The organism is Streptomyces lacaronensis (assembly GCF_047337785.1).
GTDB classification, from domain to species: domain Bacteria; phylum Actinomycetota; class Actinomycetes; order Streptomycetales; family Streptomycetaceae; genus Streptomyces; species Streptomyces lycopersici.
In genome coordinates this window covers 10535104-10556816 of the sequence record NZ_JBLHDK010000003.1, presented here as the reverse complement: position 1 = coordinate 10556816, position 21713 = coordinate 10535104, and the positions used below count along the sequence as shown (strand labels likewise).

Annotated in this window: 21 protein-coding genes, 1 rRNA gene and 2 riboswitches; of the genes, 6 read left to right on the top strand and 16 right to left on the bottom strand. The window is 69.8% G+C overall.

The genetic code is table 11. From position 1 onward, the window contains the following. Positions 1–160: 160 nt before the first annotated feature. Positions 161–418, bottom strand: a complete 258-nt coding sequence (locus ACMTAK_RS45695; RefSeq protein ID WP_413811601.1) for a hypothetical protein — start codon at positions 416–418, stop codon at positions 161–163. Between the two features lie 81 nt (positions 419–499). Between ACMTAK_RS45695 and ACMTAK_RS45690 the strand changes: the two genes are divergently transcribed. Then, positions 500–787, top strand: a complete 288-nt coding sequence (locus ACMTAK_RS45690; RefSeq protein ID WP_413811600.1) for a hypothetical protein — start codon at positions 500–502, stop codon at positions 785–787. On the opposite strand, the gene ACMTAK_RS45685 is transcribed toward ACMTAK_RS45690, so the two are convergent. Beyond that, positions 759–1277, bottom strand: coding sequence for a TetR/AcrR family transcriptional regulator (locus ACMTAK_RS45685; RefSeq protein ID WP_413811599.1), 519 nt, complete (start codon positions 1275–1277; stop codon positions 759–761). The two genes, ACMTAK_RS45690 and ACMTAK_RS45685, sit on opposite strands and share 29 nt — an antisense overlap. A 201-nt stretch (positions 1278–1478) precedes the next feature. Between ACMTAK_RS45685 and ACMTAK_RS45680 the strand changes: the two genes are divergently transcribed. After that, a complete protein-coding gene (locus ACMTAK_RS45680) occupies positions 1479–1838 on the top strand; it encodes a nuclear transport factor 2 family protein (RefSeq protein ID WP_413811598.1) in 360 nt (119 codons plus the stop codon). A gap of 305 nt (positions 1839–2143) precedes the next feature. Next, on the top strand, positions 2144–2968 hold the full coding sequence (locus ACMTAK_RS45675) for a PhzF family phenazine biosynthesis protein (RefSeq protein ID WP_413811597.1): 825 nt from the start codon (positions 2144–2146) through the stop codon (positions 2966–2968). 28 nt (positions 2969–2996) lie between these two features. Here the strand turns inward: ACMTAK_RS45675 and ACMTAK_RS45670 are convergent, their stop codons facing one another. Next, positions 2997–3809 carry a CPBP family intramembrane glutamic endopeptidase gene (locus ACMTAK_RS45670; RefSeq protein WP_413811596.1) on the bottom strand — a complete coding sequence of 271 codons (813 nt, stop codon included), beginning with the start codon at positions 3807–3809 and terminating at the stop codon, positions 2997–2999. 75 nt (positions 3810–3884) lie between these two features. Beyond that, entirely contained in the window at positions 3885–5387 is a 1503-nt protein-coding gene (locus ACMTAK_RS45665) for a glutamate--cysteine ligase (RefSeq protein WP_413811595.1), read from the bottom strand. A gap of 448 nt (positions 5388–5835) precedes the next feature. Here ACMTAK_RS45665 and ACMTAK_RS45660 point away from each other — a divergent pair, with 448 nt between their 5' ends. Beyond that, the gene (locus ACMTAK_RS45660; protein ID WP_413811594.1) at positions 5836–6423 is read left to right on the top strand and encodes a hypothetical protein; all 588 of its coding nucleotides are present in this window, start codon (positions 5836–5838) and stop codon (positions 6421–6423) included. A gap of 263 nt (positions 6424–6686) precedes the next feature. Next, positions 6687–6893, top strand: a complete 207-nt coding sequence (locus tag ACMTAK_RS45655; RefSeq protein ID WP_037964925.1) for a DUF5999 family protein — start codon at positions 6687–6689, stop codon at positions 6891–6893. Positions 6894–6983: 90 nt separating this feature from the next. Here ACMTAK_RS45655 and gcvP read toward each other — a convergent pair whose 3' ends face one another. Then, entirely contained in the window at positions 6984–9899 is a 2916-nt protein-coding gene (gene gcvP, locus ACMTAK_RS45650; protein ID WP_413811593.1) for an aminomethyl-transferring glycine dehydrogenase, read from the bottom strand. Positions 9900–9964: 65 nt separating this feature from the next. Then, positions 9965–10089: riboswitch (glycine riboswitch) on the bottom strand. A 1-nt stretch (position 10090) separates the two neighbouring features. Beyond that, a riboswitch (glycine riboswitch) is annotated at positions 10091–10188 on the bottom strand. Positions 10189–10334: 146 nt separating this feature from the next. On the opposite strand from gcvP, the gene ACMTAK_RS45645 reads away from it, so the two are divergent. Next, complete coding sequence (locus ACMTAK_RS45645; protein WP_020873604.1) at positions 10335–10652, top strand: PRC-barrel domain-containing protein; 318 nt, start codon at positions 10335–10337, stop codon at positions 10650–10652. Here the strand turns inward: ACMTAK_RS45645 and ACMTAK_RS45640 are convergent. The 11 genes from ACMTAK_RS45640 to rrf all read right to left on the bottom strand — a co-directional run bounded on the left by ACMTAK_RS45640 (position 10628) and on the right by rrf (position 21657). Then, the gene (locus ACMTAK_RS45640; protein ID WP_413811592.1) at positions 10628–12184 is read right to left on the bottom strand and encodes a DNA polymerase IV; all 1557 of its coding nucleotides are present in this window, start codon (positions 12182–12184) and stop codon (positions 10628–10630) included. The two genes, ACMTAK_RS45645 and ACMTAK_RS45640, sit on opposite strands and share 25 nt — an antisense overlap. A 108-nt stretch (positions 12185–12292) precedes the next feature. Continuing rightward, positions 12293–12919 carry a MerR family transcriptional regulator gene (locus ACMTAK_RS45635; protein WP_182467177.1) on the bottom strand — a complete coding sequence of 209 codons (627 nt, stop codon included), beginning with the start codon at positions 12917–12919 and terminating at the stop codon, positions 12293–12295. 167 nt (positions 12920–13086) lie between these two features. Further along, on the bottom strand, positions 13087–13560 hold the full coding sequence (locus ACMTAK_RS45630; RefSeq protein WP_014058684.1) for a bifunctional nuclease family protein: 474 nt from the start codon (positions 13558–13560) through the stop codon (positions 13087–13089). A 52-nt stretch (positions 13561–13612) separates the two neighbouring features. Then, positions 13613–14368: a transcriptional regulator FtsR gene (gene ftsR / locus ACMTAK_RS45625; protein WP_413811591.1), complete on the bottom strand. Its 756-nt coding sequence runs from the start codon at positions 14366–14368 to the stop codon at positions 13613–13615. Between the two features lie 17 nt (positions 14369–14385). Continuing rightward, positions 14386–15213, bottom strand: a complete 828-nt coding sequence (locus ACMTAK_RS45620) for an FHA domain-containing protein (RefSeq protein ID WP_413811590.1) — start codon at positions 15211–15213, stop codon at positions 14386–14388. Positions 15214–15343: 130 nt separating this feature from the next. After that, a complete protein-coding gene (locus ACMTAK_RS45615; protein WP_413813197.1) occupies positions 15344–16225 on the bottom strand; it encodes a DUF881 domain-containing protein in 882 nt (293 codons plus the stop codon). A 575-nt stretch (positions 16226–16800) separates the two neighbouring features. Further along, positions 16801–17133 (bottom strand): small basic family protein, encoded by a 333-nt coding sequence (locus ACMTAK_RS45610; protein WP_014058688.1) that lies wholly within the window; start codon positions 17131–17133, stop codon positions 16801–16803. Further along, a complete protein-coding gene (locus ACMTAK_RS45605) occupies positions 17130–18056 on the bottom strand; it encodes a DUF881 domain-containing protein (protein ID WP_182467179.1) in 927 nt (308 codons plus the stop codon). The genes ACMTAK_RS45610 and ACMTAK_RS45605 overlap by 4 nt, the downstream gene beginning before the upstream one ends. Before the next feature lie 117 nt (positions 18057–18173). Further along, positions 18174–20669 carry a mannose-1-phosphate guanyltransferase gene (locus tag ACMTAK_RS45600; RefSeq protein WP_020873597.1) on the bottom strand — a complete coding sequence of 832 codons (2496 nt, stop codon included), beginning with the start codon at positions 20667–20669 and terminating at the stop codon, positions 18174–18176. A 114-nt stretch (positions 20670–20783) separates the two neighbouring features. Then, complete coding sequence (locus tag ACMTAK_RS45595; RefSeq protein ID WP_413811589.1) at positions 20784–21392, bottom strand: CDP-alcohol phosphatidyltransferase family protein; 609 nt, start codon at positions 21390–21392, stop codon at positions 20784–20786. 148 nt (positions 21393–21540) lie between these two features. Then, positions 21541–21657: ribosomal RNA gene (gene rrf / locus ACMTAK_RS45590) — 5S ribosomal RNA — on the bottom strand. Between the last annotated feature and the right edge of the window lie 56 nt (positions 21658–21713).

Here is a 21713-nt window from a genome sequence, read left to right as displayed (position 1 = left end):
GGCCAGGTCGACCCGGTTGTGGTGGAGGCGATGCGACAGACGATCGCCGAGACCGCCGACGCGTCGTCAAGGCCATCGGCTTCGTTCTCTGGCGGACCCAACAGATTCTGTCCGGCAGAGAGGAGACCGCCGAAGTTGAGCTGCCGTCTCGGGCCACGCTCTACCGGCTGTTCGACAAACTCGCCGTCGGCACCCACGCCACCGGGTCGGCCCGCACCCGCCGCTCGGTCGGGGCACGTCCGTCCGGGCCGTTCGGCGAAGTCCCGGCCAGTGCGCCCGGTGAGCTGATGCAGATCGATTCCACGCCGATGGACGTGCTGGTGCGGCTGGATGACGGCGTCGCCGAGAAGGTCGAGCTGACGGCCATGGTCGACATTGCCACCAGGTCGATCACCGCGGCGGTGCCGCGGCCCTCCACGAAGGCCGCGGACGCCTCAGCCCTGCTGGCTCGCAGTGTTGCCCCGAGGCGATGCGTCCGGGCTGGGCGGAAGCCCTGCGGATGTCCCGGTCAGCGTTGCCGCACCGGCGACTGCTGAGCATCGACGAGCGCCTGGAGCACGCGGCCGCCCGCCCGGTGATCGTGCCCGAGACGATCGTCTGCGACCACGGAAGCGTGTTCATTTCGCACGCGTTCAGGTCGTCCTGCCGTTACCCGGGCATCAACCTGCAGCCTGCGCACAAGGCGACGCCGACCGACAAGGGCACGATCGAAAAGACCCTGGGCTCCTGCTCACACTCCGAGCCACGGGGCATCGGGTTCACCCCGGCGGTCCTGTCAGGGCCTTGACGGCCGGGCGGAGCAACGCGGCGATGTGATCCGCAGGAACCTCACGGAGCGCGGCCAGGCCGAGGAACTGGTGGCCGATGGTCACGCCCAGCAACGCGGTGACAACCAGTGCGGCACGCAGCTCGGGATCCTCGGCAGCAGGAAGGGCGGCACCGATACTGTCGATCTGCCGGCCGAGAGCGGCACGGACGTGATCGGCCGCAGCCTGGTCGGTGAGCATGGACCGGATCATCGCCATCGTGCCTTCGGGAAGCCCGCCGAGCTTGAGGCCGAGCGAGGCCAGCAACTGATCGACGAGCTCGTCCGTATCAGCGGCCGTCAGCGCGGCGGGGACCACCCGCACGGCTTGGCTGAACAACTCCCGCTTCGAGCCGAAGTACTGCATGACCAGAGCCGGATCGACGCCCGCCTCGGCCGCCACGGCGCGAATGGTGGTGCGCTCGAATCCCTTCTCGGCGAACAACTCCCGGGCGCTGTCGAGGATGCGCACCTCGGTCGCTCGGCGTCGGTCGGCGCGGGACTGGCGAGGAGTGGACACCGATTCACTCTACAGCCGTTGACCGAACGTCCGGCCGACTCTACGTTGAATGGGTCAACAAGTGTTGAGCGAATGGAATTACCCCCGGTGTCGCATATGGATACACCTGCTGCTCGCACCCCTCACGAGGTGCTGACCTGCTACTACCAAGCCATGCTCGACAAGTCCCCAGACGATCTCGCCGATCTCTACACCGTCGATGCGGTGCACGAGTTCCCGTTCTCCTCACCCGGCTTCCCTCCGAGCTTCGAAGGGCGTGAGGCCGTGCGCGCCGGATACCGGGCAGCCTGGGGCGGCAGCGCCGTCCAGGTGAAGGAGGTCAGGAGTGTCGCGGCCTACGAGACCGCCGATCCCGAAGTGATCATCGCCGAGCATGTCGTGGTGGGAACGCTACCGACCAAGGCCACCACGTTCACCGTCCCCGGCCTCCTGATACTCCACGTCCGCAACGGACTGATCACGCGAGTCCGCGACTACATGGACGGCTTGGGCGTCGCCAGCGCCAGAAAGTGAAGGCCCGAGCAGTAAAGCGGCAGCCCGACCTGAGACGCGACGACACTCAGCCCGTTCGGACCTGACCCCCGAGGCCTGTCTCAACGAATCAAGTCCTCGCGTCTCACTCAATCCAGTCCACGCAGTTCAGCCCAGGGGTGGACGACTAACTTCGTTGAGACAGGACAACCGAGTCCCCCGAGGCATCTTGAGAGCCGATCCCCGCACCGCGGCTCCCTCAACGGCGGCCTCATCCGCCCTCAGAAGGAGCCACATCCAGGTGATTGGCCATGGCTCACCCGCCGCCCGCCGCCTACGGTCGGCTTATGCGGATACGAATCGTCGACGCGTTCACCGACCGCCCCTTCGCCGGCAACCCGGCCGGGGTCGTCCTCCTCGACACCGACGCCTTCCCGGACGACCACTGGCTCCAGCAGGTCGCCGCCGAGGTCAACCTCGCCGAGACCGCCTTCGCCCACCCCCTCCCCCGGGCCGCGGAGGCCGACTGGGCGCTGCGCTGGTTCACCCCGGTCACCGAGGCGCCCATGTGCGGCCATGCCACGCTCGCCACCACCCATGTCCTCAAGGCCACGGGTGCCGCGACCGGCACGGTCCGCTTCGCCACCCTCAGTGGGGTGCTGTCGGCGACGGCCGACGACGGCGGCTCGATCACACTGGACTTCCCCACGGCCTCACTCGGCGAGCTGCGAGTGCCCGAGAAGACCGCCGAGGTCGGCGCGGCGCTCGGCGCCCGGATCGTGGCCGCCCATCACGCCGGCCCGTTCATCGACGACCTCCTGATCGAGGTGGCCGACGAGAAGACCGTGCGCGCCCTGGCCCCCGACCTCGCCGCGCTCAAGCGGATCAGCCACCGGGGCGTCATCGTGACGGCGGCCGCCGAGGACCCGGGGCGCGGCTATGACTTCGTCTCGCGGATGTTCGCCCCGGGCGTCGGCATCGACGAGGACCCGGTCACCGGCAGCGCGCACACCGCGCTCGCGCCCTACTGGTCGGCCCGGTTCGGCCGCGACGAGCTGACCGGGCTCCAGGCGTCCGCCCGCACCGGCCTGGTCCGCACCGCGCTGCGCGGCGACCGTACGCTGCTGACGGGCGGCGCCGTCACCGTCATCGACGGCGAGCTGCTGACCTGAGGCCCGCCATACAACGCCGGACGGCGGGTCAGGCCGTGGGCAGCCAGTCCACCCGGCCCGCCAGCACGGCGTATCCGACGAAGGCGACGATGTCGATCAGCGCATGGGCGGCGACCAGCGGCCCGACCCGCCCCCAGCGGCGGTAGAGCAGCACAAAGACCACGCCCATCGCCATATTGCCGAAGAAGCCGCCGATCCCCTGGTAGAGGTGGTACGAGCCGCGCAGCACCGAGCTGGCCAGCAGGGCGGCCATCGGGGTCCAGCCCAACTGCCCGAGCCTGCGCAGCAGATAGCCGACCACGACCACCTCCTCCAGCACCGCGTTCTGCACGGCGGAGGCGATCAGTACGGGGATCTTCCACCAGACGTCGGGCAGCGACTCGGGTACCACCGTCAGATTGCCCCCGGCCGCCCGCGCCCCGAGGTACAGCAGCAGCCCGGTGCCGCCGATCGCGGCCGCGATCGCGGCGCCCCACGCCAGGTCGAACCGGGGCCGGTCGCGGTCGAAGCCGATCACCCGCAGCCCGGCGCCCTCACGCAGCAGCAGATGGGCCACGAGCGCGACCGGCACCAGCGCGGTGGTGATGCCGAACAGCTGCCAGGCGAGATCCAGCCAGGGCCGTCCCGGCGCCGCGGAGGAGTTGAGATTGGCGGCCTGGTCCTTGAGCCCGCCCGGTTTGGTCACCGAGCCGATAAAGCTGATCAGCGCGGACAGCCCGCTCGCGCCCAGGGACAGCGCCAGCACGAGCAGCGTCTCATTGCGCAGCGTCCGCCGCGAGAGCCCGTCCTCGACCACGGGCAACTCCGCGCCCCGCGCCTGTGACCACACTCCTGTCCCCACTTCCGTCTCTCCGCCTCATCGGTGCACCCGCCCCGCTCACCGGACAATACGGGGTCGTGGTCCACGGTGGGGGCGTCACCCGGAGAGATCGGTGGGCCAGGTGTGCACCGGTGCGTCGGTCCGCATCAGGGCGCAGTAGCGGCGGGTCATGGCCGCGAGGGCGGCGTCCCGGTCCAGTCCGCCGCCCAGCGCCCGATGGTAGGTGGCCGCCTGCCAGGACGCGCCGTTGACCCCCAGCTTGCAGCGCTCCTCGATCACGCCGAGGTAGCGGTCGCGGTCGGCGGGCTCCACGCCCCAGGAGTCGAGGCCGGACGCGGCGAGCGGCAGCAGTTCCTCGCGGACCAGCCGTACGGCGGAGGTGCGGGTCAGGGACGCCGAACGGCCGGATTTGGGCCATTGGAGTACCGCGTCGATGCCATGCCGGCAGGCCGCCTCGAAGTTGGCCGCGGCGGCCGCGAACGGCAGCCGGGTCCACACCGGGCGGGACTCCTCGGCGAGCGCCCTGACCAGCCCGTAGTAGAAGGCCGCGTTGGCGATGACATCGGTGACGGTGGGCCCGGCCGGGAGCACGCGGTTCTCCACGCGCAGATGCGGCACACCGTCCACGACGTCGTAGACGGGCCGGTTCCAGCGGTAGATCGTGCCGTTGTGCAGCGCCAGTTCCTGGAGCTCGGGCACCCCGCCCTCGGCCAGCGCCCGCAGCGGGTCCTCGTCCTCGCCGGTGGAGAGCAGCGGCGGGAAGTAGCGCAGATTCTCCTCGAACAGCTCGTACGCGGAGTCGATCCAGCGCTCGCCGAACCAGGTGCGCGGGCGCGCCCCCTGGGCGGCGATCTCCGGCGGGCGCACATCGGTGGCCTGGAGGAACAGCGGCGGCCGGGATTCGCGCCACACCTCGTGGCCGAAGACGAAGGGGGAGTTGGCGCCCACCGCGATCTGCGCGGCGGCCGCCGCCTGCGCCGCGTTCCACGCGGCCGCGAAGCGGCCCGGGGTGACCTGGAGATGGAGCTGGACGGAGGTGCAGGCGGCCTCGGGGGCGATGGAGGAGCTGGCGTAGGTGAAACGCTCCCGGCCCTCGATGTCGATGAGGAAATCCTCACCGCGGGCGGCCAGCATCTGCTCATTGAGAAGTTTGTAACGGTCGTCATAGGAGAGGTTCGTGGATCCCAGATCGTCCGCTGCGAGGGTTGGCAGAATTCCGATCATCACGATCTCGGAAGACACTTCCCTCGCCTTGCGATCGGCATATGACAAACCGGTTCGGAGCTCCTCGGAGAGCTGATCGAGAACGCGTCCGTGCAAACGGTGGGGCACGATGTTTACTTCAAGATTGCACTGCCCGAGTTCGGTCTGGAAATCATGACTCCCGATGCGCTCCAGAACCTCCGCGTTCATCATCCTCGGCAGCCCGTCGGACCCGGCGAGATTCAGCTCGATCTCCAGCCCCATCAGATTCTTCGGGCGGTCGAATCGCTTGTCGGCCAGGAGCCGGCCCAGCCCGTCGAGGCACTGCCGCAACCGGACGCGCTGCCGTCGCCGGCCGGACGGGTCGAACTCACCGGCTATGAGCTTCTCCCCCATCGAAGCGTCCCTCCTCGAGTGGATCATCGGCGCCGGGCGTGTGCACACCACGCTCGATGATGCCCACCAATGTGATCGATAACGCCCCGCGATCCCCACCCAGCCGGTAGGCTCTGTGGAACTGCGCATTGCGCTGGGGAAATGAACCAGCGAGTTCCAGCCTACCGCGCGGGGCCCAAAATGCCAGGTCATATCCGTTCATCTGGCACTGAATCGGGGAAAATCCCCGCCATCCCGGGGACTGGATATCCTCTTGTCGGCGATATCGGCAGCGGCTAGACGAAACACAACGGGAACACTTGTCGTATAAACTCGGCTAACGAGGCAGAGAGATAACGCCCGAACGGTCTGTTCCCGGCTCCCCTCTGACCCGTGTTCCACCGACAGCGCCGCCCAAACCCGGCCCGCTATCGCTTCACCGTGTCTTCAAAGCGAGAGGCGACCCACTATGCCGCTGCATGTGCCCCAGGCCCCCGCGCCCGCCCTGCGCAGCGTCCTCACGGCCCTTGATTCCCCCACCGCCGTCCGCGAGGCCCGCACCCCCGTGCTCTCCACGCTCACCGGCCCCTTCGAACCCGAACTCCCGCTCCCCGTCCATGTCCTGGACGACATCACCGCCCCCGACGGCCCGCCGCGCACCCGGCTCACCGGCTGGCGATTCCTGATCCGCGACGGCGACCGTACGGTGGCCGCCGCCGAGGCGAGGCTCACCGCCGACGGCTGGACCTTCTCGCACTTCTCCGAGGGCCCCTACGTCAGCTCGGCCGAACTCGCCCTGAGCGAGGCCGAGTCGCTGCCCTCGGCGTACCAGCCGCGGCTGCTGTCCATCCCCGAGCTCTACATGGTCACGCTCTGGCTGCACGGCGACCTGACCGCGGACGGCGCCGAAGGCGGCCTCGGCGCCGGGGACCTGCTGGTGCCGCTCGCCCCGGCCCCGCCCGGTATCGCGGCGCACCGGGCGCACCGCGCAACCGATCTGCTGCCCGTCCTCACCCACCGGCTGACCCGGGCCCCCTTGCTTGGCTCACCCGCCTGACCTGGGCCTTCATCAGGCCGGGAGCGCCCCGTGACCGCCGGGTCACAGGGCGCTCCGCAGCATCCTCGTAACAGTCCGGCCGCGATGAACCCTCCGGACGGGTGATGCGTCATTATCTAGCGAGACCGGTACCGCGAAATCCCTGCGGATTCCAGGCCGCAGGGCAACACTGGAGCAATCGACCGACTCAACCACGGGGGGCGGCCATGAACGCCGCAGCGAGCCGCAGGACCTTCACCACTCCGCAGCGAAAGAACCCTGTCATGTGCCAGCATCAACCGCCCTGCCCGTCAGCCGACTCAGCCGACCGGGAGGCCGCCCATCTCGTGGCGCACCACCCGGAGCAGGGATGGAGCCTGCTGTGCAACGGCGTCCTGCTCTTCGAGGACACCGGTGAGCTGCTGCCGGACGGGCGCGTGATCGCACCATGCCGACCGCTGGGTTCCGAGCACGTAGTCACCGCGGCCTGACCTCCGCCGTCGACGGCACGTACATATCAGGGGCCGGCCCGGCGCGTTCGCCGAACCGGCCCCACTGACGCATCGCAGGGCTTAAGACCCTCAGCCCTCGTAGGATTCCAGCGGCGGGCAGGAGCAGACGAGGTTACGGTCCCCGTAGGCCCCGTCGATCCGCCGCACCGGCGGCCAGTACTTGTCGGCCGCCGAGACCCCGGCCGGGAAGACCGCCTCCTCCCGGGAGTACGGGTGGTCCCACTCCGCGGTCAGCGACGCCGCCGTATGCGGGGCGTTCCGCAGGGGATTGTCCTCCTTGGCCCACTCGCCGGAGCCGACCTTCTCGATCTCGGCCCGGATGGCGATCATCGCCTGGCAGAACCGGTCCAGCTCCGCCAGATCCTCGCTCTCGGTCGGCTCGATCATCAGCGTTCCGGCGACCGGGAACGACATCGTCGGCGCGTGGAAGCCGTAGTCGATCAGGCGCTTGGCCACATCGTCCACGGTCACGCCGGTGGCCTTCGTCAGCGGACGCAGATCCACGATGCACTCATGCGCCACCAGGCCGCCGGGGCCGGTGTAGAGCACCGGGTAGTGCGGTTCGAGGCGCTTGGCGACGTAGTTGGCGCCGAGCACCGCGACCTGGGTCGCGCGGCGCAGCCCCTCGGCGCCCATCAGCCGGATGTACGCCCACGAGATCGGCAGGATCCCCGCGGAGCCCCACGGCGCGGCCGAGACCGGGCCGACGCCCGTGGCCGGACCGGCGGCGGGCTGCAGCGGATGGTTGGGGAGGTAGGGCGCCAGATGCTCGCGCACCGCGATCGGGCCGACGCCGGGGCCCCCGCCGCCGTGCGGGATGCAGAAGGTCTTGTGCAGGTTCAGATGCGAGACATCGCCACCGAACCGGCCCGGCTCGGCGAGCCCGACCAGCGCGTTGAGGTTGGCGCCGTCCACGTAGACCTGGCCGCCCGCGTCGTGCACGGTCGCGCAGATCTCGGTGATGTGCTCCTCGAACACGCCGTGGGTGGAGGGGTAGGTGACCATCAGGACGGCGAGCTGGTCCCCGTACTGCTCGATCTTGGCGCGCAGGTCGTCGGTGTCCACCTCGCCGTCCTGGCCGGTCTTGACCACGACGACCTTCATACCGGCCATCACGGCGCTGGCCGCGTTGGTGCCGTGCGCGGAGGACGGGATGAGGCAGACGGTGCGCTGGGTGTCGCCGTTGGCCCGGTGGTAGGCGCGCACCGCCAGCAGCCCGGCGAGCTCGCCCTGGGACCCGGCGTTCGGCTGCAGCGAGACCTTGTCATAGCCGGTGACCTCGGCCAGCCGCTCCTCCAGCTCACGGATCAGGGTCAGATAGCCCTGGGCCTGCTCGGCCGGTGCGAAGGGGTGCAGCGCGCCGAACTCCGGCCAGGTGACCGGCTCCATCTCGGTGGTCGCGTTGAGCTTCATGGTGCAGGAGCCGAGCGGGATCATGCCCCGGTCCAGGGCGTAGTCCCGGTCGGCCAGGCGCCGCAGATAGCGCAGCATCGCGGTCTCGGAGCGGTGCTGGTGGAAGACCGGATGGGTCAGATAGCCGTCCTGGCGCAGCAGGGCCGCGGGCAGCGCGTCCGGCGCCGAGGCGTCCAGCTCCTCGAGCCCGGGGATCCCGGAGGCGTCGCCGTTGCCGCCGTCCACCCCGAAGGCGGACCACACGGCGGCGAGCTGCGCGCGGCCGGTGGTCTCGTCACAGGCGATGCCGACGTGGTCGGCGTCGGTCAGCCGGAGGTTGACCCCGGCCTCGCGGGCCGCGGCGACGACCTCGGCGGCCCGGCCCGGCACCCGTGCGGTGAGGGTGTCGAAGAACGCGCCGTACACCACCTCGACACCACCGGACCGCAGCCCCTCGGCGAGCACGGAGGCGTAGCGGTGGGTGCGGCGGGCGATCGCCGCGAGCCCGTCCGGACCGTGATAGACGGCGTACATCCCGGCCATCACGGCCAGCAGCACCTGAGCGGTGCAGATGTTGCTGGTGGCCTTCTCCCGGCGGATGTGCTGCTCACGGGTCTGCAACGCCAGCCGGTACGCCTTGTCGCCGTCGGCGTCCACCGAGACCCCGACCAGACGGCCGGGGAGGTTGCGGGCGTAGGCGTCGCGCACCGCCATGAAACCGGCGTGCGGTCCGCCGAAGCCCATCGGGACGCCGAACCGCTGGCTGCTGCCCACCGCGATGTCCGCGCCCAGTTCGCCGGGCGGGGCGAGCAGGGTGAGCGCGAGGAGGTCGGCGGCGACGGTGACGACCGCGCCCAGTTCATGGGCCCGCTCGATGACCGGGCGCGGATCGCGCACCACACCGGAGGCGCCCGGGTACTGGAGCAGCACGCCGAAGATCCCGCGCTCGGCGATCTCGTCCGGGATGCCCTCGGCCAGGTCGGCGACGACGACCTCGACACCGGTCGGCTCGGCGCGGGTCCGTATGACCGCGATGGTCTGCGGCAGACAGTCGGCGTCGATCAGGAAGACGCCCTCCTTGACCTTGCCGACGCGCCGCGACAGCGCCATCGCCTCGGCGGCCGCGGTGGCCTCGTCCAGCAGCGAGGAACCGGCCGTGGGCAGCCCGGTCAGGTCGGCGACGACGGTCTGGAAGTTCAGCAGCGCCTCGAGCCGGCCCTGGGAGATCTCCGGCTGGTAGGGCGTGTACGCGGTGTACCAGGCGGGGTTCTCCAGCACATTGCGCAGGATCACCGGCGGGGTGTGGGTGCCGTAGTAGCCGAGGCCGATCATCGACGGCAGCACCTGGTTGCGGTCGGCGAGCGCGCGCAGCTCGGCGAGGACCTCCGGCTCGCTGCGGGCCGGCGGCAGGGCGTCCAGCGCCTCGGTGCTCTTGATGACGTCCGGTACGGCGGCCTCGGTGAGCTCGTCCAGCGAGCCGAAGCCGACCTGGGCGAGCATCTTGGCCTGCGCCTCGCCGTCCGGGCCGATGTGGCGCCGCTCGAACGGAGTACCGGATTCCAAGTCGGAGAGTGCGATGCGTTTGGCGGTCATCTGCGGGGGCCTCCTGGTCTGTGACGACCTACGAGGGGCACCGCGACTCGGGTGCCCGGACGGCCTCCCCCTCTGTCATCTCAACCTGAGAGCTTCACCGGCCCACATACCGCCTGACCGGTTTTCACCGTCGGTGAGGAGGGGTTCCGGAGCTCTGCTCGCCCGTGGCCCACCCTGCTTTCCAGAGTGACCTCACCCGCACGGTACGTGTGCCTGAGAGATTCCGGGGAGGGTTTGCTCCTTCGGCGCCTCCGACAGCGTCGGCGGAGGACTCTCCCGCACGGGGTCTGCAGCCACAGTCAGCGTACCAGCGGTTCTGCCGCGGGGGACGGTCGCGGGCGTTCGAGTGGCCGAGTGCGGCGATGTGGCTTTTTGTAGGGAGCAACGGGCACTTGCCACTTGCTTGTCATCTGTTTGCCACCTGTGGGAGAGAGCGTGCAGACCGATATCGACCCGCGGACCCTGATCGGCCGCAAGGCATTCGACCGCGAGGGCGCCAAGATCGGCACCGTGGACGAGGTCTATCTCGACGACGCGACCGGCGAGCCCGAATGGGCGGCGGTACGCACGGGGCTGTTCAGCCGGGACGTCTTCGTACCGCTCGAACCGAGCGAGGTCGTCGGCGACACCCTGCGGGTGCCGTACGACCGGTCCCTGATCAAGGACGCCCCGGACTTCGGGGTAGGCCGCCACCTCTCCCCCGAGCAGGAGCTTCAGCTCTACCACCACTACGGCCTGGACGTCACGGGCTGACCCGGGCACGGGCCGGGCTCGGGCCCACCACCGGGCTCGGGGACCTGCCCGTCCCGGCCTCCGGCCTCCTCCGCGTCCGCTTCCGCATCCGGGTCGGGGCGCAGCAGCGGCAGCGGGTCGGCAGGCTGTAGCGCCGGGTCGTCCACGGGGAACGTCCGTACCCGGCCCGGTGACGACCAAGGTTCCTCGAAGCGCACGGTCACCCGGCCCACCCCGCTCCCCTGCACCCAGCCCGCCCCGTACTCGGCGTGCCGTACATCCGAGCCCGGGAGCCAGCGCCGCGGCTTCTCAGCGTCCTCAGAAGCCTCTTCCGCGCCCTCTCCCATGGACTCCGGTCTCTCCGGCCCCGGCGGGCGCCCGGCGTCCCCCACGGCCTCGTGAGCGGTCTGAGCGGCCTGAGCCGCTTGGGCGGCTTGGGCGACTTGAGCGGCTTGAGCGGCCTGCGCGGCCTGCGCGGCCTGCGCGGCCTGCGCGAAGAGATCCTCCTGCGTGTAGTCCGCCAGACCGCTGACGCCGACCCCCAGCAGCCGCACACCCGCCGTGGTGTCCACCCCGTCGATCAGCCGTGCCGCTGCCTCGCGCACCACCGCCGGGTCGTCGGTCGGACCGCGCAGGGTCTCCGAACGGGTGAGCGTGGAGAAGTCGTACCGCCGCACCTTGATCACGACCGTCCGCCCCGAGCGGCCCGCCTCGCGCAGCCGCCCCACACAGCGGTCGGCGAGCCGCGCGATCTCCAGCTGCACCCGGGTGCGGTCGGTGAGGTCGACATCGAAGGTGTCCTCGACCGAAATGGACTTGGCGTCCCGCTCGGCGACGACGGGCCGCTCGTCCCGGCCCTCGGCCATCAGGAAAAGCGACGCGCCGTGGGCCCGCCCCAGCAGCCGCACCAGCTCCGCCTCGCCCGCCTCCCGCGTCTCGGCCACGGTGTGGATCCCGGCCCGGCGCAGCGCCTCCGCCGTGGCGGGACCGACGCCCGGGAGCGTCCGCACCGACATCGGTCCGAGCAGATCGCGCTCCGTCCCGGGCTCGATGACCACCAGACCATCCGGCTTGGCCTGCTCCGAACCGATCTTGGCGAGCATCTTGGATCCGGCGAGCCCCACCGATCCGGTCAGCCCGGTGACCGCCTTGATGTCGGCTCGCAGTCGCTCCGCCACGGCGCGCGCCGCCTCCACGGTGGGCTCGGTGCCGCCCGCCTCCAGATCGACGAACGCCTCGTCCAGGCTCAGCGGCTCCACCAGGGGTGACAGCGTGTGCAACAGTGCCATGACCGCGTCGCTCACCTTGCGGTAGAGGGCGAAGCGAGGGATGAGGAACGCCGCGTTCGGACACAGGCGGCGGGCCTGGGCCATCGCCATGGCGGAGTGCACCCCGAACACCCGGGCCTCGTAGGAGGCCGTGGCCACCACGCCACGCGGCCCCAGGCCCCCTACGATCACCGGCTTTCCGCGCAGGCTGGGCTTGGCCGCCTGCTCCGCCGAGGCGTAGAAGGCGTCCATATCCAGATGGAGAATCGTCGGCGCACCCCTCACACCTCCGATGCTGCCGCACACCACTGACAATGGGGCGGCACAACGGCCGGGGGCGGGCCCGGGGGCGCCACTCGGTTCACCGCCGGGGCGCCGGGCGGAAGGGCGTCGCTAACCCGCCCGGTTGCGGCGCGCCGCGAGCTCATCGGTCGGGTTGTGCCGGACCAGCGTCTCGCCGGTGTCCACCCGCTCGCCGTGCAGCTGGGACAGCGCGCTCTCCACGTCCCGCCAGACGACGCCCACGGCGATCCCGAAGACGCCCTGGCCGCCCTGGAGGAGGTCCACGACCTCATCGGGCGAGGTGCACTCGTAGACGGTCGCGCCGTCGCTCATGAGCGTCATCTGAGCCAGGTCGTCGAGCTCCCGGGCGCGCAGGTGCACCACCGCCGCCCGGATGTTCTGGAGCGACACACCGGTGTCCAGCAGCCGCTTCACGATCTTGAGGACGACCACGTCCCGGAAGCTGTAGAGCCGCTGACTGCCCGAGCCGTACGCCGGCCGGACGCTCGGCTCCACCAGCCCGGTACGGGCCCAGTAGTCCAGCTGGCGGTAGGTGATGCCCGCGGCCGCACACGCGGTGGGCCCGCGGTAACCGATCCGCTCCGTCCCCCCCGCGGCGGGCTCACGCGGCGGTGCGGCCTGTGCCGCGACCCGAGCCTTCAATGCCGGATCGGCCGATGCGCTCCCCTGGAGCGCATACGGACCTCCGGCCGCCGTGCCGTCGCCGGTGCTTCTCACGCCGACCTCCGTCCTCGACCTGCCATCTTGAAGGTAGGCAGTCACCCGGGGTGCGTCAACGATCGCCACACTCGGCACGCCGAGTGATAATCACCCTGAGAGTGGTTTCCCGTGTCCCTCGTCCGGGAAAGGCTACTCGAATGCGCGAGCGAGGACCGGCATACGGTTCACTGGCTGCTGGTTCCGAAGTCCTCTGGCGAGATCTGGTCGAGGAACTCGCGGAACTTCTCCACCTCGTCCTCCTGCTCGTCCGGGATCGCGATACCGGCGTCGTCCAGCACGCCGTCGCTGCCGTAGATCGGCGTTCCGGTGCGCAGCGCGAGCGCTATGGCGTCGGACGGCCGAGCGCTGACCTCCACACCGCTGGCGAAGACCAGCTCCGCGTAGAAGACCCCCTCGCGCAGATCCGTGATCCGGACCTCCGTGAGCTGCTGGCCGACCGCTTCGAGTACGTCTTTGAAAAGGTCATGGGTCAGCGGGCGTGCCGGAGCCATGCCCTGCTGAGCGAAGGCGATCGCGGTCGCCTCACCTGGTCCGATCCAGATGGGGAGGTAGCGGTCGCCTCCCACTTCACGCAGGAGCACGATCGGTTGGTTGGAGGGCATTTCCACCCGGACACCCACGACGTCGAGCTCGTTCACACAGCAACCCTAGGACGTGCCCGGCCGGTTTGGATAGTCGGGGCCCGGTCGGTCACCGCTCCTGGACCCTCAGAGCCGACCGCACCAGGGCCTCGTGCAGCCGTGCGGAGAGCGTGGCGAGCTCCCGCACACTGGCCTCCGCATGCGCTCTGGTCTGCGGATTCCTATGCAACCGCAGCGGGGCGACCACCTGCTCGACCATTCCGGCCTCGCGCTCGGCGGAGGCTTTCATGATTCGCAGATGACGTGGTTCCAGGCCGAAACGACCGAGTTCGGCGATGAGCCGGGCGACGGTCACCGCCTCGATGTCGTACCCGCCGCCGTCCGCGGTCGGCGCGAGCAGCCCGTACGACTCCCATTCGGCCAGCTCCGCCTCGCTGACCTCGGCCGTTGCCAGCAGATCGGCACGGCCGACCCGGGCGGCCGTGGGGCCGTCCGGAGCCGCGCCGGGGCCGCCGTCGAGCGGCCCGGACCGCTGCGCTCCCTGCGAAACGGCAGGAAGCTGCAACGGTTCGCCCCGCTCCAGGGCGTCCAGATGCTCCCGGATGACCTTGAGCGGCAGGTAGTGGTCACGCTGCATCCGGAGGATATGGCCGAGCCGCTCCACATCCTGCTGGCTGAATTTGCGGTAGCCGGACGGCGTCCGCCGCGGCTCCACCAGCCCCTCCGACTCCAAGAAGCGGATCTTGGAGATGGTGACCTCGGGGAACTCGTCCCGCAACAGATTCAGCACGGTGCCGATGCTCATCGACCGGCCGCCCGTGGGGGCGGTGCCGGTATCGGCACCGCCCGACGGTGTCTGAAGCATGGACCTCCCCTGACGGGTCAGATGCCGACGCCCCGCTGGCTCGGGTAGAAGATCAGCCGGTACTTACCGATCTGCACCTCGTCCCCACTGGTCAGGACCACCGGCGCGTCGATCTGCTCCCGGTTGACATACGTCCCGTTGAGGCTGCCGACGTCCGAGACGGTGAAGCTGCCGTCCTGGCCGCGCCGGAACTCCACATGGCGGCGGGAGACCGTCACATCGTCCAGGAAGATGTCGCTCTGCGGGTGACGGCCCGCCGTGGTGACATCACTGTCCAGCAGGAAGCGGCTGCCGGAGTTCGGCCCGCGGCGGACCACCAGCAGGGCCGACCCCAGGGGCAGCGCCTCGACGGCGGCCTGTGCCTCCGGGCTGAGCGACGGCAGCGGCGTCTGCCCGGTCACCTCGGAGTCGTACGCCTCGAGACCCGAGATTGAGATGGTGGAGGTGGTCTCCGAGGCACGCTCGGAGGGCGCGCCGCCCCGCAGCGGAGCGCCGCAATTGGAGCAGAACCGGCTGGCCTCCGCGTTCCGGTGGCCACACCGCTGACAGACGGGCAAGCCAAACCCTCCACCACTCCGAGAGGCCGATGGGTCCTCGAAACCTATGGGCCCGGCCGCGGAGGGGTCAACAGACGCGCCCTGCCCGCCGACCTGGTCGCGGAAGAGCGGGCGCTCCTCGGTCCCCCCTCCGCTCTCCTCCGCGGCACGCGAGGCACGGTGGCGAGCGGTGCTGCTGCCGCCATCCTGGCGGGCACTCTTACCGAACAACTTCCCGAACAACTTCACGGGCGATTCCCCTTGACTGAAACAGACCCGCCCGTGGGGCAGGACAAACCCTCGATGCACACACCAGACGGTCCGGACATCCTCACAACGTCCGTGACCACCAGACAGTTTCCATCACGCGCGGATCTTCTGGTGCGTTGACCCCCCGCGTCCACATGGTCTCCCCGAGAGACCCTCATTTCGAACCGCCTCACCGTGATGACGACCGAGCGTAGTCAGGCCGCTTCGCCGATCGCAAGGCATCCACAACGATCTTCTTCTCCCGCTGGACGGACACTGTGGCCTGCTCCTTCTCCAGGCTCTGCACCACCCCGCCCGGGATGTTCAGGGCCGGCTCCAGATCCTCCGGCTTGCCGATCACCTTCACAACATACGGTCGCGTCACTTTCCGTCCATCGATCCGGATCGCGCCACCGCTGTCCGAGAAGTAGGTGCCGGCGACCACGCGCACCTTGCCGATCTGGATCGCCTCGGCGCCCGCCGCGCGCAGCTCCTGGACCGTGTCGAGCAGCATGTCCGACTCCACGGAGCCCCGGGAGTCGTCGATGGTGATCGTGATACCAGGACCCTGTGCTGCCACCGTACCCGCGAGCACGCCCAGCTGCTGCTCCTTCTGGAGCGTCTGCTTCCGGGCCTCCTCGGCCTGGTCCGAGCTGTTCTCCAGCTCGGTGCGCTGGTTCTCGAGGCGGCGCTTCTCGTCCTGGAGCCGCTGGGTGCGGGAGTCCAGCTCGTCGAGGATCCGGACCAGGTCCTCCTGCCGGGCACCGCGCAGCACACTGCTCTCGTTGGTCGAGCGCACCTGGATGGCGAGCCCAAGGCCGAGGCCGAAGAGCAGCAGGGCCACGATCAGCTGTGCGCGGGTGAGCCGCGGCGGCCATACGCCCTTCACCAGCCGCTGGCGGCCGGTCAGGGCGTCGTCCGGCCTCCGATTGCCCCCGGAGCCCCCGGGGCCGGAGGCGGGGCCCACACGCTCTCCGGGGCCGCTCCGGGACCCGTCGCCGGGCCTGGGGCCCTCGGCGCGTGCCCCGGGCGTGTCCGCCGCGACGGACCGGCCCTGGGCCTGCGGCGGCAGGGCCTCGGGCAGCACGGCCTTGGGCAGGGGCGTCCTCAGCGCCAGGTCCTTGAAGCCGCCCGGCGGGGGCGCGGCGGGCCTGCCCGGCCGCTCCCCGGGCGCGTCACGGCGCTCGGGCTTCCGGGCGGGCGACGGGGTGCCCGCGCGCGGCGGTCCGGCCGCCGACGCCCGCTTGGGCTCGGCCCGCTTCGGCGTGGCCCGCTCGCGGGGCTCCCCGGGCCGCGCGGGCTGCTCGGGCGTCTCCGGCCGACGCGGCGGCTCGGGCGACCGCCGGGGCGGCTCAGCGGCCTTCTCGGGCGTTTCGGCCTTCGCCGCTTGTCCGGCCTTCGGCGGCTGCTCGGCCTTCGCGTCCCTCTCGGCCGGAGGCGGCGTGTCGGCCGACTGGTGCGGCGTGTCGGCCGACCGCTGTCGCGGCGTGTCGGCAGCCTGGCGTGGCGTTTCAGCAGGCTGCCGCGACGTGTCGGCAGGCTGCTGCGGCGTGTCGGCAGGCTGCTGCGGCGTGTCGGACTGCCGTCGGTTCTCGGCCGACTGCGCGCTCTCGGGCTTCTCCGGGGTGTCGTCGGTCGTCATCGGCCTCACGCCCGGAACACATGGCGGCGGATCGCGGCCGCGTTGGAGAAGATCCGGATACCGAGCACGACCACGACCCCCGTCGACAGCTGGGCACCGACGCCCAGCTTGTCACCGAGGAAGACGATCAGTGCGGCCACCACCACATTGGACAGGAACGATACGACGAAGACCTTGTCGTCGAAGATCCCGTCCAGCATCGCCCGGAAGCCCCCGAAGACCGCGTCGAGTGCCGCCACGACGGCGATCGGCAGATAGGGCTCGACCACCGTCGGCACCACCGGTCGGACCACAAGTCCCACCACGACTCCCACGATGAGCCCCAATACGGCGATCACGATGTGCCCTTCCCTGTGTCGGCGTCACCCTTGCCGGAGCCACCGGCTATCGGTTCCGCGGTGCGTACGATCAGGCTCGGCGCGGCCGGAAGCCGGAGCGAGTCCTGGGCGGAAATGCTCGTACGGATGTCATAGTTCTGCTGCAGCACATGCAGGTACTGTCCGTCCGCACTGTTCTGGAAAGCAGTGCTCAGCCGCTGCCCGTCCCCCACCGCGAGCACCGTATACGGCGGCGCCAGCGGCTTGTTGTCGACCAGTATGGCGTCTCCCGCGGCCCTGATCGCCGAGAGCGCCGTCAGCCGCTGCCCGTTGATCGAGACGGCCTCCGCGCCCGACTCCCACAGGCCGTTGACGACACGCTGCATGTCGTGGTCGCGCACCCGGCCGGTGTCGGAGAAGTCGGCGCTCTCCCGTGGTCCCCCGCCGCTGCCCGCCGCGCCCTTGGCGTCGTCGACCACCAGCTTCACCCCGGGGCCCGTCACCTCGTTGGCCCCCGAGAGCAGCGCCACCAGGTCGGCCTTGGCCCCGCCGTGCTTCTCCAGCGCCTGCCGCTGCTTCTCCCCGACCTCGCCACGGAGCTTGTCCACGCTCCGGGCGAGCTTGTCCGCGTTCGAGTTCCCCGTCTCGATGCGGTCGATCAGCTCTCCCCGCTCCTTGGCCAGCGTCGGCGCCGATATCCGCGCCTCGGCGGCCCCGATGGTGATGACGACCGCGACCAGGACGAGACCGAAGGCCAGCCCCAATTTGGCCCGCACGGTGCGCGGCAGGCCCGAGCGACCGGTCTCCCCGCGCCGCGCCGCGGCCTCGGCGTAGCCGTCGTCAAGGCTGTGGTCCATCACATTGGTCAGCAGCGACATGGACGCGTCGAGGCGCGGGCGCGGGCGCGGCGATGCTGTGCTCCGAACGGGGGGCTGCTGCGACATGCCGCACATCGTCGCACGTGGGGGCCGCCGCCACCGAATGGCCCCTCCGGCGTGCCGGATCGGGGACCTCGGGAACGGCGGCCCCACGCGCTCAGACGTGCTCGGGCGGCCCCGCGATCAGCGCCCCGCGCTGTCCACGACGCTCGACCACTCGTCCAGCAGGGCCTGCGCGGACGCGTCGTCCGGGCCCTCCGCCCACAGATGGGTGACCGCCTCGGCCGGGTCGGGCAGCACCATGACCCACCGCCCGTCGGTCTCCACGACCCGCACCCCGTCGGTGGTGTCCACGGAACGGTCCCCCGCGGCCTCCACCACATGCCGCATGACCAGACCCTTGACCGCCCAGGGGGTGGCCAGATCACGCCGCTGGACATGCGCCCGCGGAATGCGCGCATCGATCTGACTCAGCGTCAGCTGAGTGCGCGCCACCAGGCCGATCAGCCGGACGAAGGCGGCCGTGCCGTCGAAGACGCTGCTGAACTCGGGAATGATGAACCCGCCGCGCCCATCGCCTCCGAAGATGGTGGACTCCGACCGGGCGACCCGGGTCAGATCGTCCGCCGCGGTGGTCGTCCACTCCACCTGGGTGCCGTGGTACGCCGCCACCTGCTCGGCGATACGGGTCGTGGTCACCGGAAGCGCCACCCGCCCGCTCCGCCGCTCCGCGGCCACCAGGTCCAGCATCACCAGCAGCGCCCGGTCGTCCTCCACGATCCGGCCCCGCTCGTCGACGAGCGAGAACCGCTCACCGACCGGGTCGAACCGCACTCCGAACGCGGCACGCGCGGAGGCGACGATCTCACCGAGCCGGGCCAGCCCCGACCGCCGGGCGTCGGCGGTCTCCGTCGGACGCGACTCGTCCAGGCCGGGGTTGATGGTCAGCGCGTCCACCCCGAGCCGGCCCAGCAGGCTGGGCAGCACCAGCCCGGCGCTGCCGTTGGCGGCGTCCACGACGACCTTCAGCCCGGACTCGGCGATGCCGCTGATGTCCACGGCGCGCAGCAGCGAGCCCGTGTACGAGTCGAAGACGCTCGACGGGAAGCTGAGGTCACCGATCTCGCCCGGGAACGCCCTGCGGTACTCCTGGCGCGCGTACACCCGGTCCAGCTTCCGCTGACCGCCCGCGGACAGATCGGCGCCCCGCTCGTCGAAGAACATGATGTCGACCGAGTCGGGCACCCCGGGCGAGGTCCGGATCATGAAGCCGCCGGCGCTGCCGCGCGCGGTCTGCTGCCGGGCCACCGGCAGCGGCACGTTCTCCAGGTCCCGTACGTCGATGGCGCTGGTCTGGAGGGCGGAGATCATCGCCCGCTTGAGCGCCCGCGCGCCCCTGGAGTGGTCACGTGCGGTGGTGACCGTGGAGCCCTTCTTGAGGGTCGTGGCGTACGCCCCGGCGAGCCGCACCGCGAGCTCCGGAGTGATCTCCACGTTGAGGATGCCGGAGACGCCACGGGCACCGAACAGATGGGCCTGCCCCCGGGACTCCCAGATCACCGAGGTGTTGACGAACGCGCCCGCCTCGATGGTCTTGAACGGATAGACGCGGACATTGCCCTGGACGATCGATTCCTCACCGATCAGGCACTCATCGCCGATGACGGCCCCGTCCTCGATCCGGGCGGCACGCATGATGTCGGTGTTCTTGCCGATGACACAGCCGCGCAGATTGCTCTGCTGGCCGACGTACACGTTGTCGTGCACCACCGCCTTGTGGAGGAAGGCGCCGCTCTTCACCACGACATTGGAGCCGACGACGGTGTGCTCACGGATCTCGGCACCGGCCTCCACCTTGGCGTAGTCGCCGATGTAGAGCGGACCGCGGAGCACGGCCTCCGGATGCACATCCGCCCCTTCGGCGACCCATACGCCGGGCGAGATCTCGAATCCGTCGAGCTCGACATCGACCTTGCCCTCGAGAACGTCCGCCTGGGCCTTCACATAGCTCTCATGGGTGCCGACGTCCTCCCAGTAGCCCTCGGCGATATAGCCGAAGATGGGCTTGCCTTCCTTCATCAGCTGGGGGAAGACATCTCCGGACCAGTCGACCGGGACATCGGGATCGACATAGTCGAAGACCTCCGGCTCCATGACATAGATGCCGGTGTTGACGGTATCCGAGAAGACCTGGCCCCAGGTGGGCTTCTCCAGGAAGCGCTCGACCTTTCCACCCTCGTCGACGATGGTGATACCGAACTCGAGCGGATTGGGAACGCGAGTCAAGCAGACGGTGACAAGGGCGCCCTTTTCCTTATGGAAATTGATCAGATCCGTGAGGTCGAAATCCGTCAGGGCATCACCCGAGATCACAAGGAAGGTGTCGTCCTTGAGTGCTTCCTCCGCGTTCTTGACGCTTCCGGCAGTGCCGAGTGGCTTCTCCTCATTCGCGTACGTGAGCTCCATGTCGAGCTCCTCGCCGTCACCGAAGTAGTTCTTGACGAGGGAGGCGAGGAACTGGACTGTCACCACGGTCTCGCTGAGACCATGCCGCTTGAGCAGCCGCAGCACATGTTCCATGATCGGCCGGTTGGCCACGGGCAGCAGCGGTTTGGGCATGGTCGAGGTCATCGGGCGCAGACGAGTCCCCTCGCCCCCTGCCATCACGACGGCCTTCATATCGGAAGCGTCCTCCTTGAAGAGACGACGGTCATGCCGACCGCGCACGCCCGATGGCCCTTACACCTGAAGTCGCTACGGGCCCCGGCCTCTATGGACGCCGCTACGGCGCGCTCAGTCGGCCGCGGTGTCCACCCTGACGAGTCGGCGGACCTGAACCACGTAGAGGACTCCTGCCCACCAATAGAGTGTTGTACCCCATCCGGCGAACGCCCATCCGAAAATAGCGGCGGTCGTGTGAAGCAAGCCACTTCCCTCACTCAGAAGGAGCAACGGGAAGGCGTACATCAGGTTGAAGGTGGCCGCCTTGCCGAGGAAGTTCACCTGGGGCGGCGGATAGCCATGGCGCCGGAGGATGCCCACCATCACCAGCAGGACCAGCTCTCGCGCGAGAAGGGCCGCGGTGAGCCAGAGGGGCAGGATCTCGCGCCAGGTGAGGCCGACAAGAGTCGACAGTATGTAGAGGCGGTCGGCCGCCGGGTCGAGAAGCCGGCCGAGCTTGCTGATCTGGTTCCAGCGACGGGCCAGCTTCCCGTCGAGATAGTCGCTGATACCGCTCAGCGCCAGTACCAGCAGCGCCCAGCCGTCGCTGTTGGGCCCGCCGAACTCGGGCCGGAGGATCAGCCACAGGAAAAGCGGCACGCCGACGAGGCGCGCAGCGCTGAGGATGTTCGGGATGGTGAGCACACGGTCCGTCTGAACGCGTGTCTCCTGTACCTCCACCCGGGAGCCTCCCGTGAGAAACAGGCCGATGATGCTCCATGACTCTACCGGTAGGCCCGCACAGGCCCCGCACCGGGGCGTAGTGGACATGGGCACAAAAAAGACCCCGAGGGGAGTCAATTTCCCATCGGGGTCTTTTTGAAGAATTGTTCGGCGGCGTCCTACTCTCCCACAGGGTCCCCCCTGCAGTACCATCGGCGCTGAAAGGCTTAGCTTCCGGGTTCGGAATGTAACCGGGCGTTTCCCTAACGCAATGACCACCGAAACACTATGAAACACCAAACCGGACCCATATACACCCATACGCATATGGGGGTCGGA

What these genes read in the sequence shown, in the direction of transcription:
- ACMTAK_RS45605 (WP_182467179.1), bottom strand. Translation starts at nt 18,056, where the DNA reads ATGTCGCAGCAGCCCCCCGTTCGGAGCACAGCATCGCCGCGCCCGCGC.
- ACMTAK_RS45660 (WP_413811594.1), top strand. Translation starts at nt 5,836, where the DNA reads ATGCCGCTGCATGTGCCCCAGGCCCCCGCGCCCGCCCTGCGCAGCGTC.
- ACMTAK_RS45680 (WP_413811598.1), top strand. Translation starts at nt 1,479, where the DNA reads ATGCTCGACAAGTCCCCAGACGATCTCGCCGATCTCTACACCGTCGAT.
- ftsR (WP_413811591.1), bottom strand. Translation starts at nt 14,368, where the DNA reads ATGCTTCAGACACCGTCGGGCGGTGCCGATACCGGCACCGCCCCCACG.
- ACMTAK_RS45665 (WP_413811595.1), bottom strand. Translation starts at nt 5,387, where the DNA reads ATGGGGGAGAAGCTCATAGCCGGTGAGTTCGACCCGTCCGGCCGGCGA.
- ACMTAK_RS45690 (WP_413811600.1), top strand. Translation starts at nt 500, where the DNA reads ATGTCCCGGTCAGCGTTGCCGCACCGGCGACTGCTGAGCATCGACGAG.
- ACMTAK_RS45600 (WP_020873597.1), bottom strand. Translation starts at nt 20,669, where the DNA reads ATGAAGGCCGTCGTGATGGCAGGGGGCGAGGGGACTCGTCTGCGCCCG.
- ACMTAK_RS45655 (WP_037964925.1), top strand. Translation starts at nt 6,687, where the DNA reads ATGTGCCAGCATCAACCGCCCTGCCCGTCAGCCGACTCAGCCGACCGG.
- gcvP (WP_413811593.1), bottom strand. Translation starts at nt 9,899, where the DNA reads ATGACCGCCAAACGCATCGCACTCTCCGACTTGGAATCCGGTACTCCG.
- ACMTAK_RS45675 (WP_413811597.1), top strand. Translation starts at nt 2,144, where the DNA reads ATGCGGATACGAATCGTCGACGCGTTCACCGACCGCCCCTTCGCCGGC.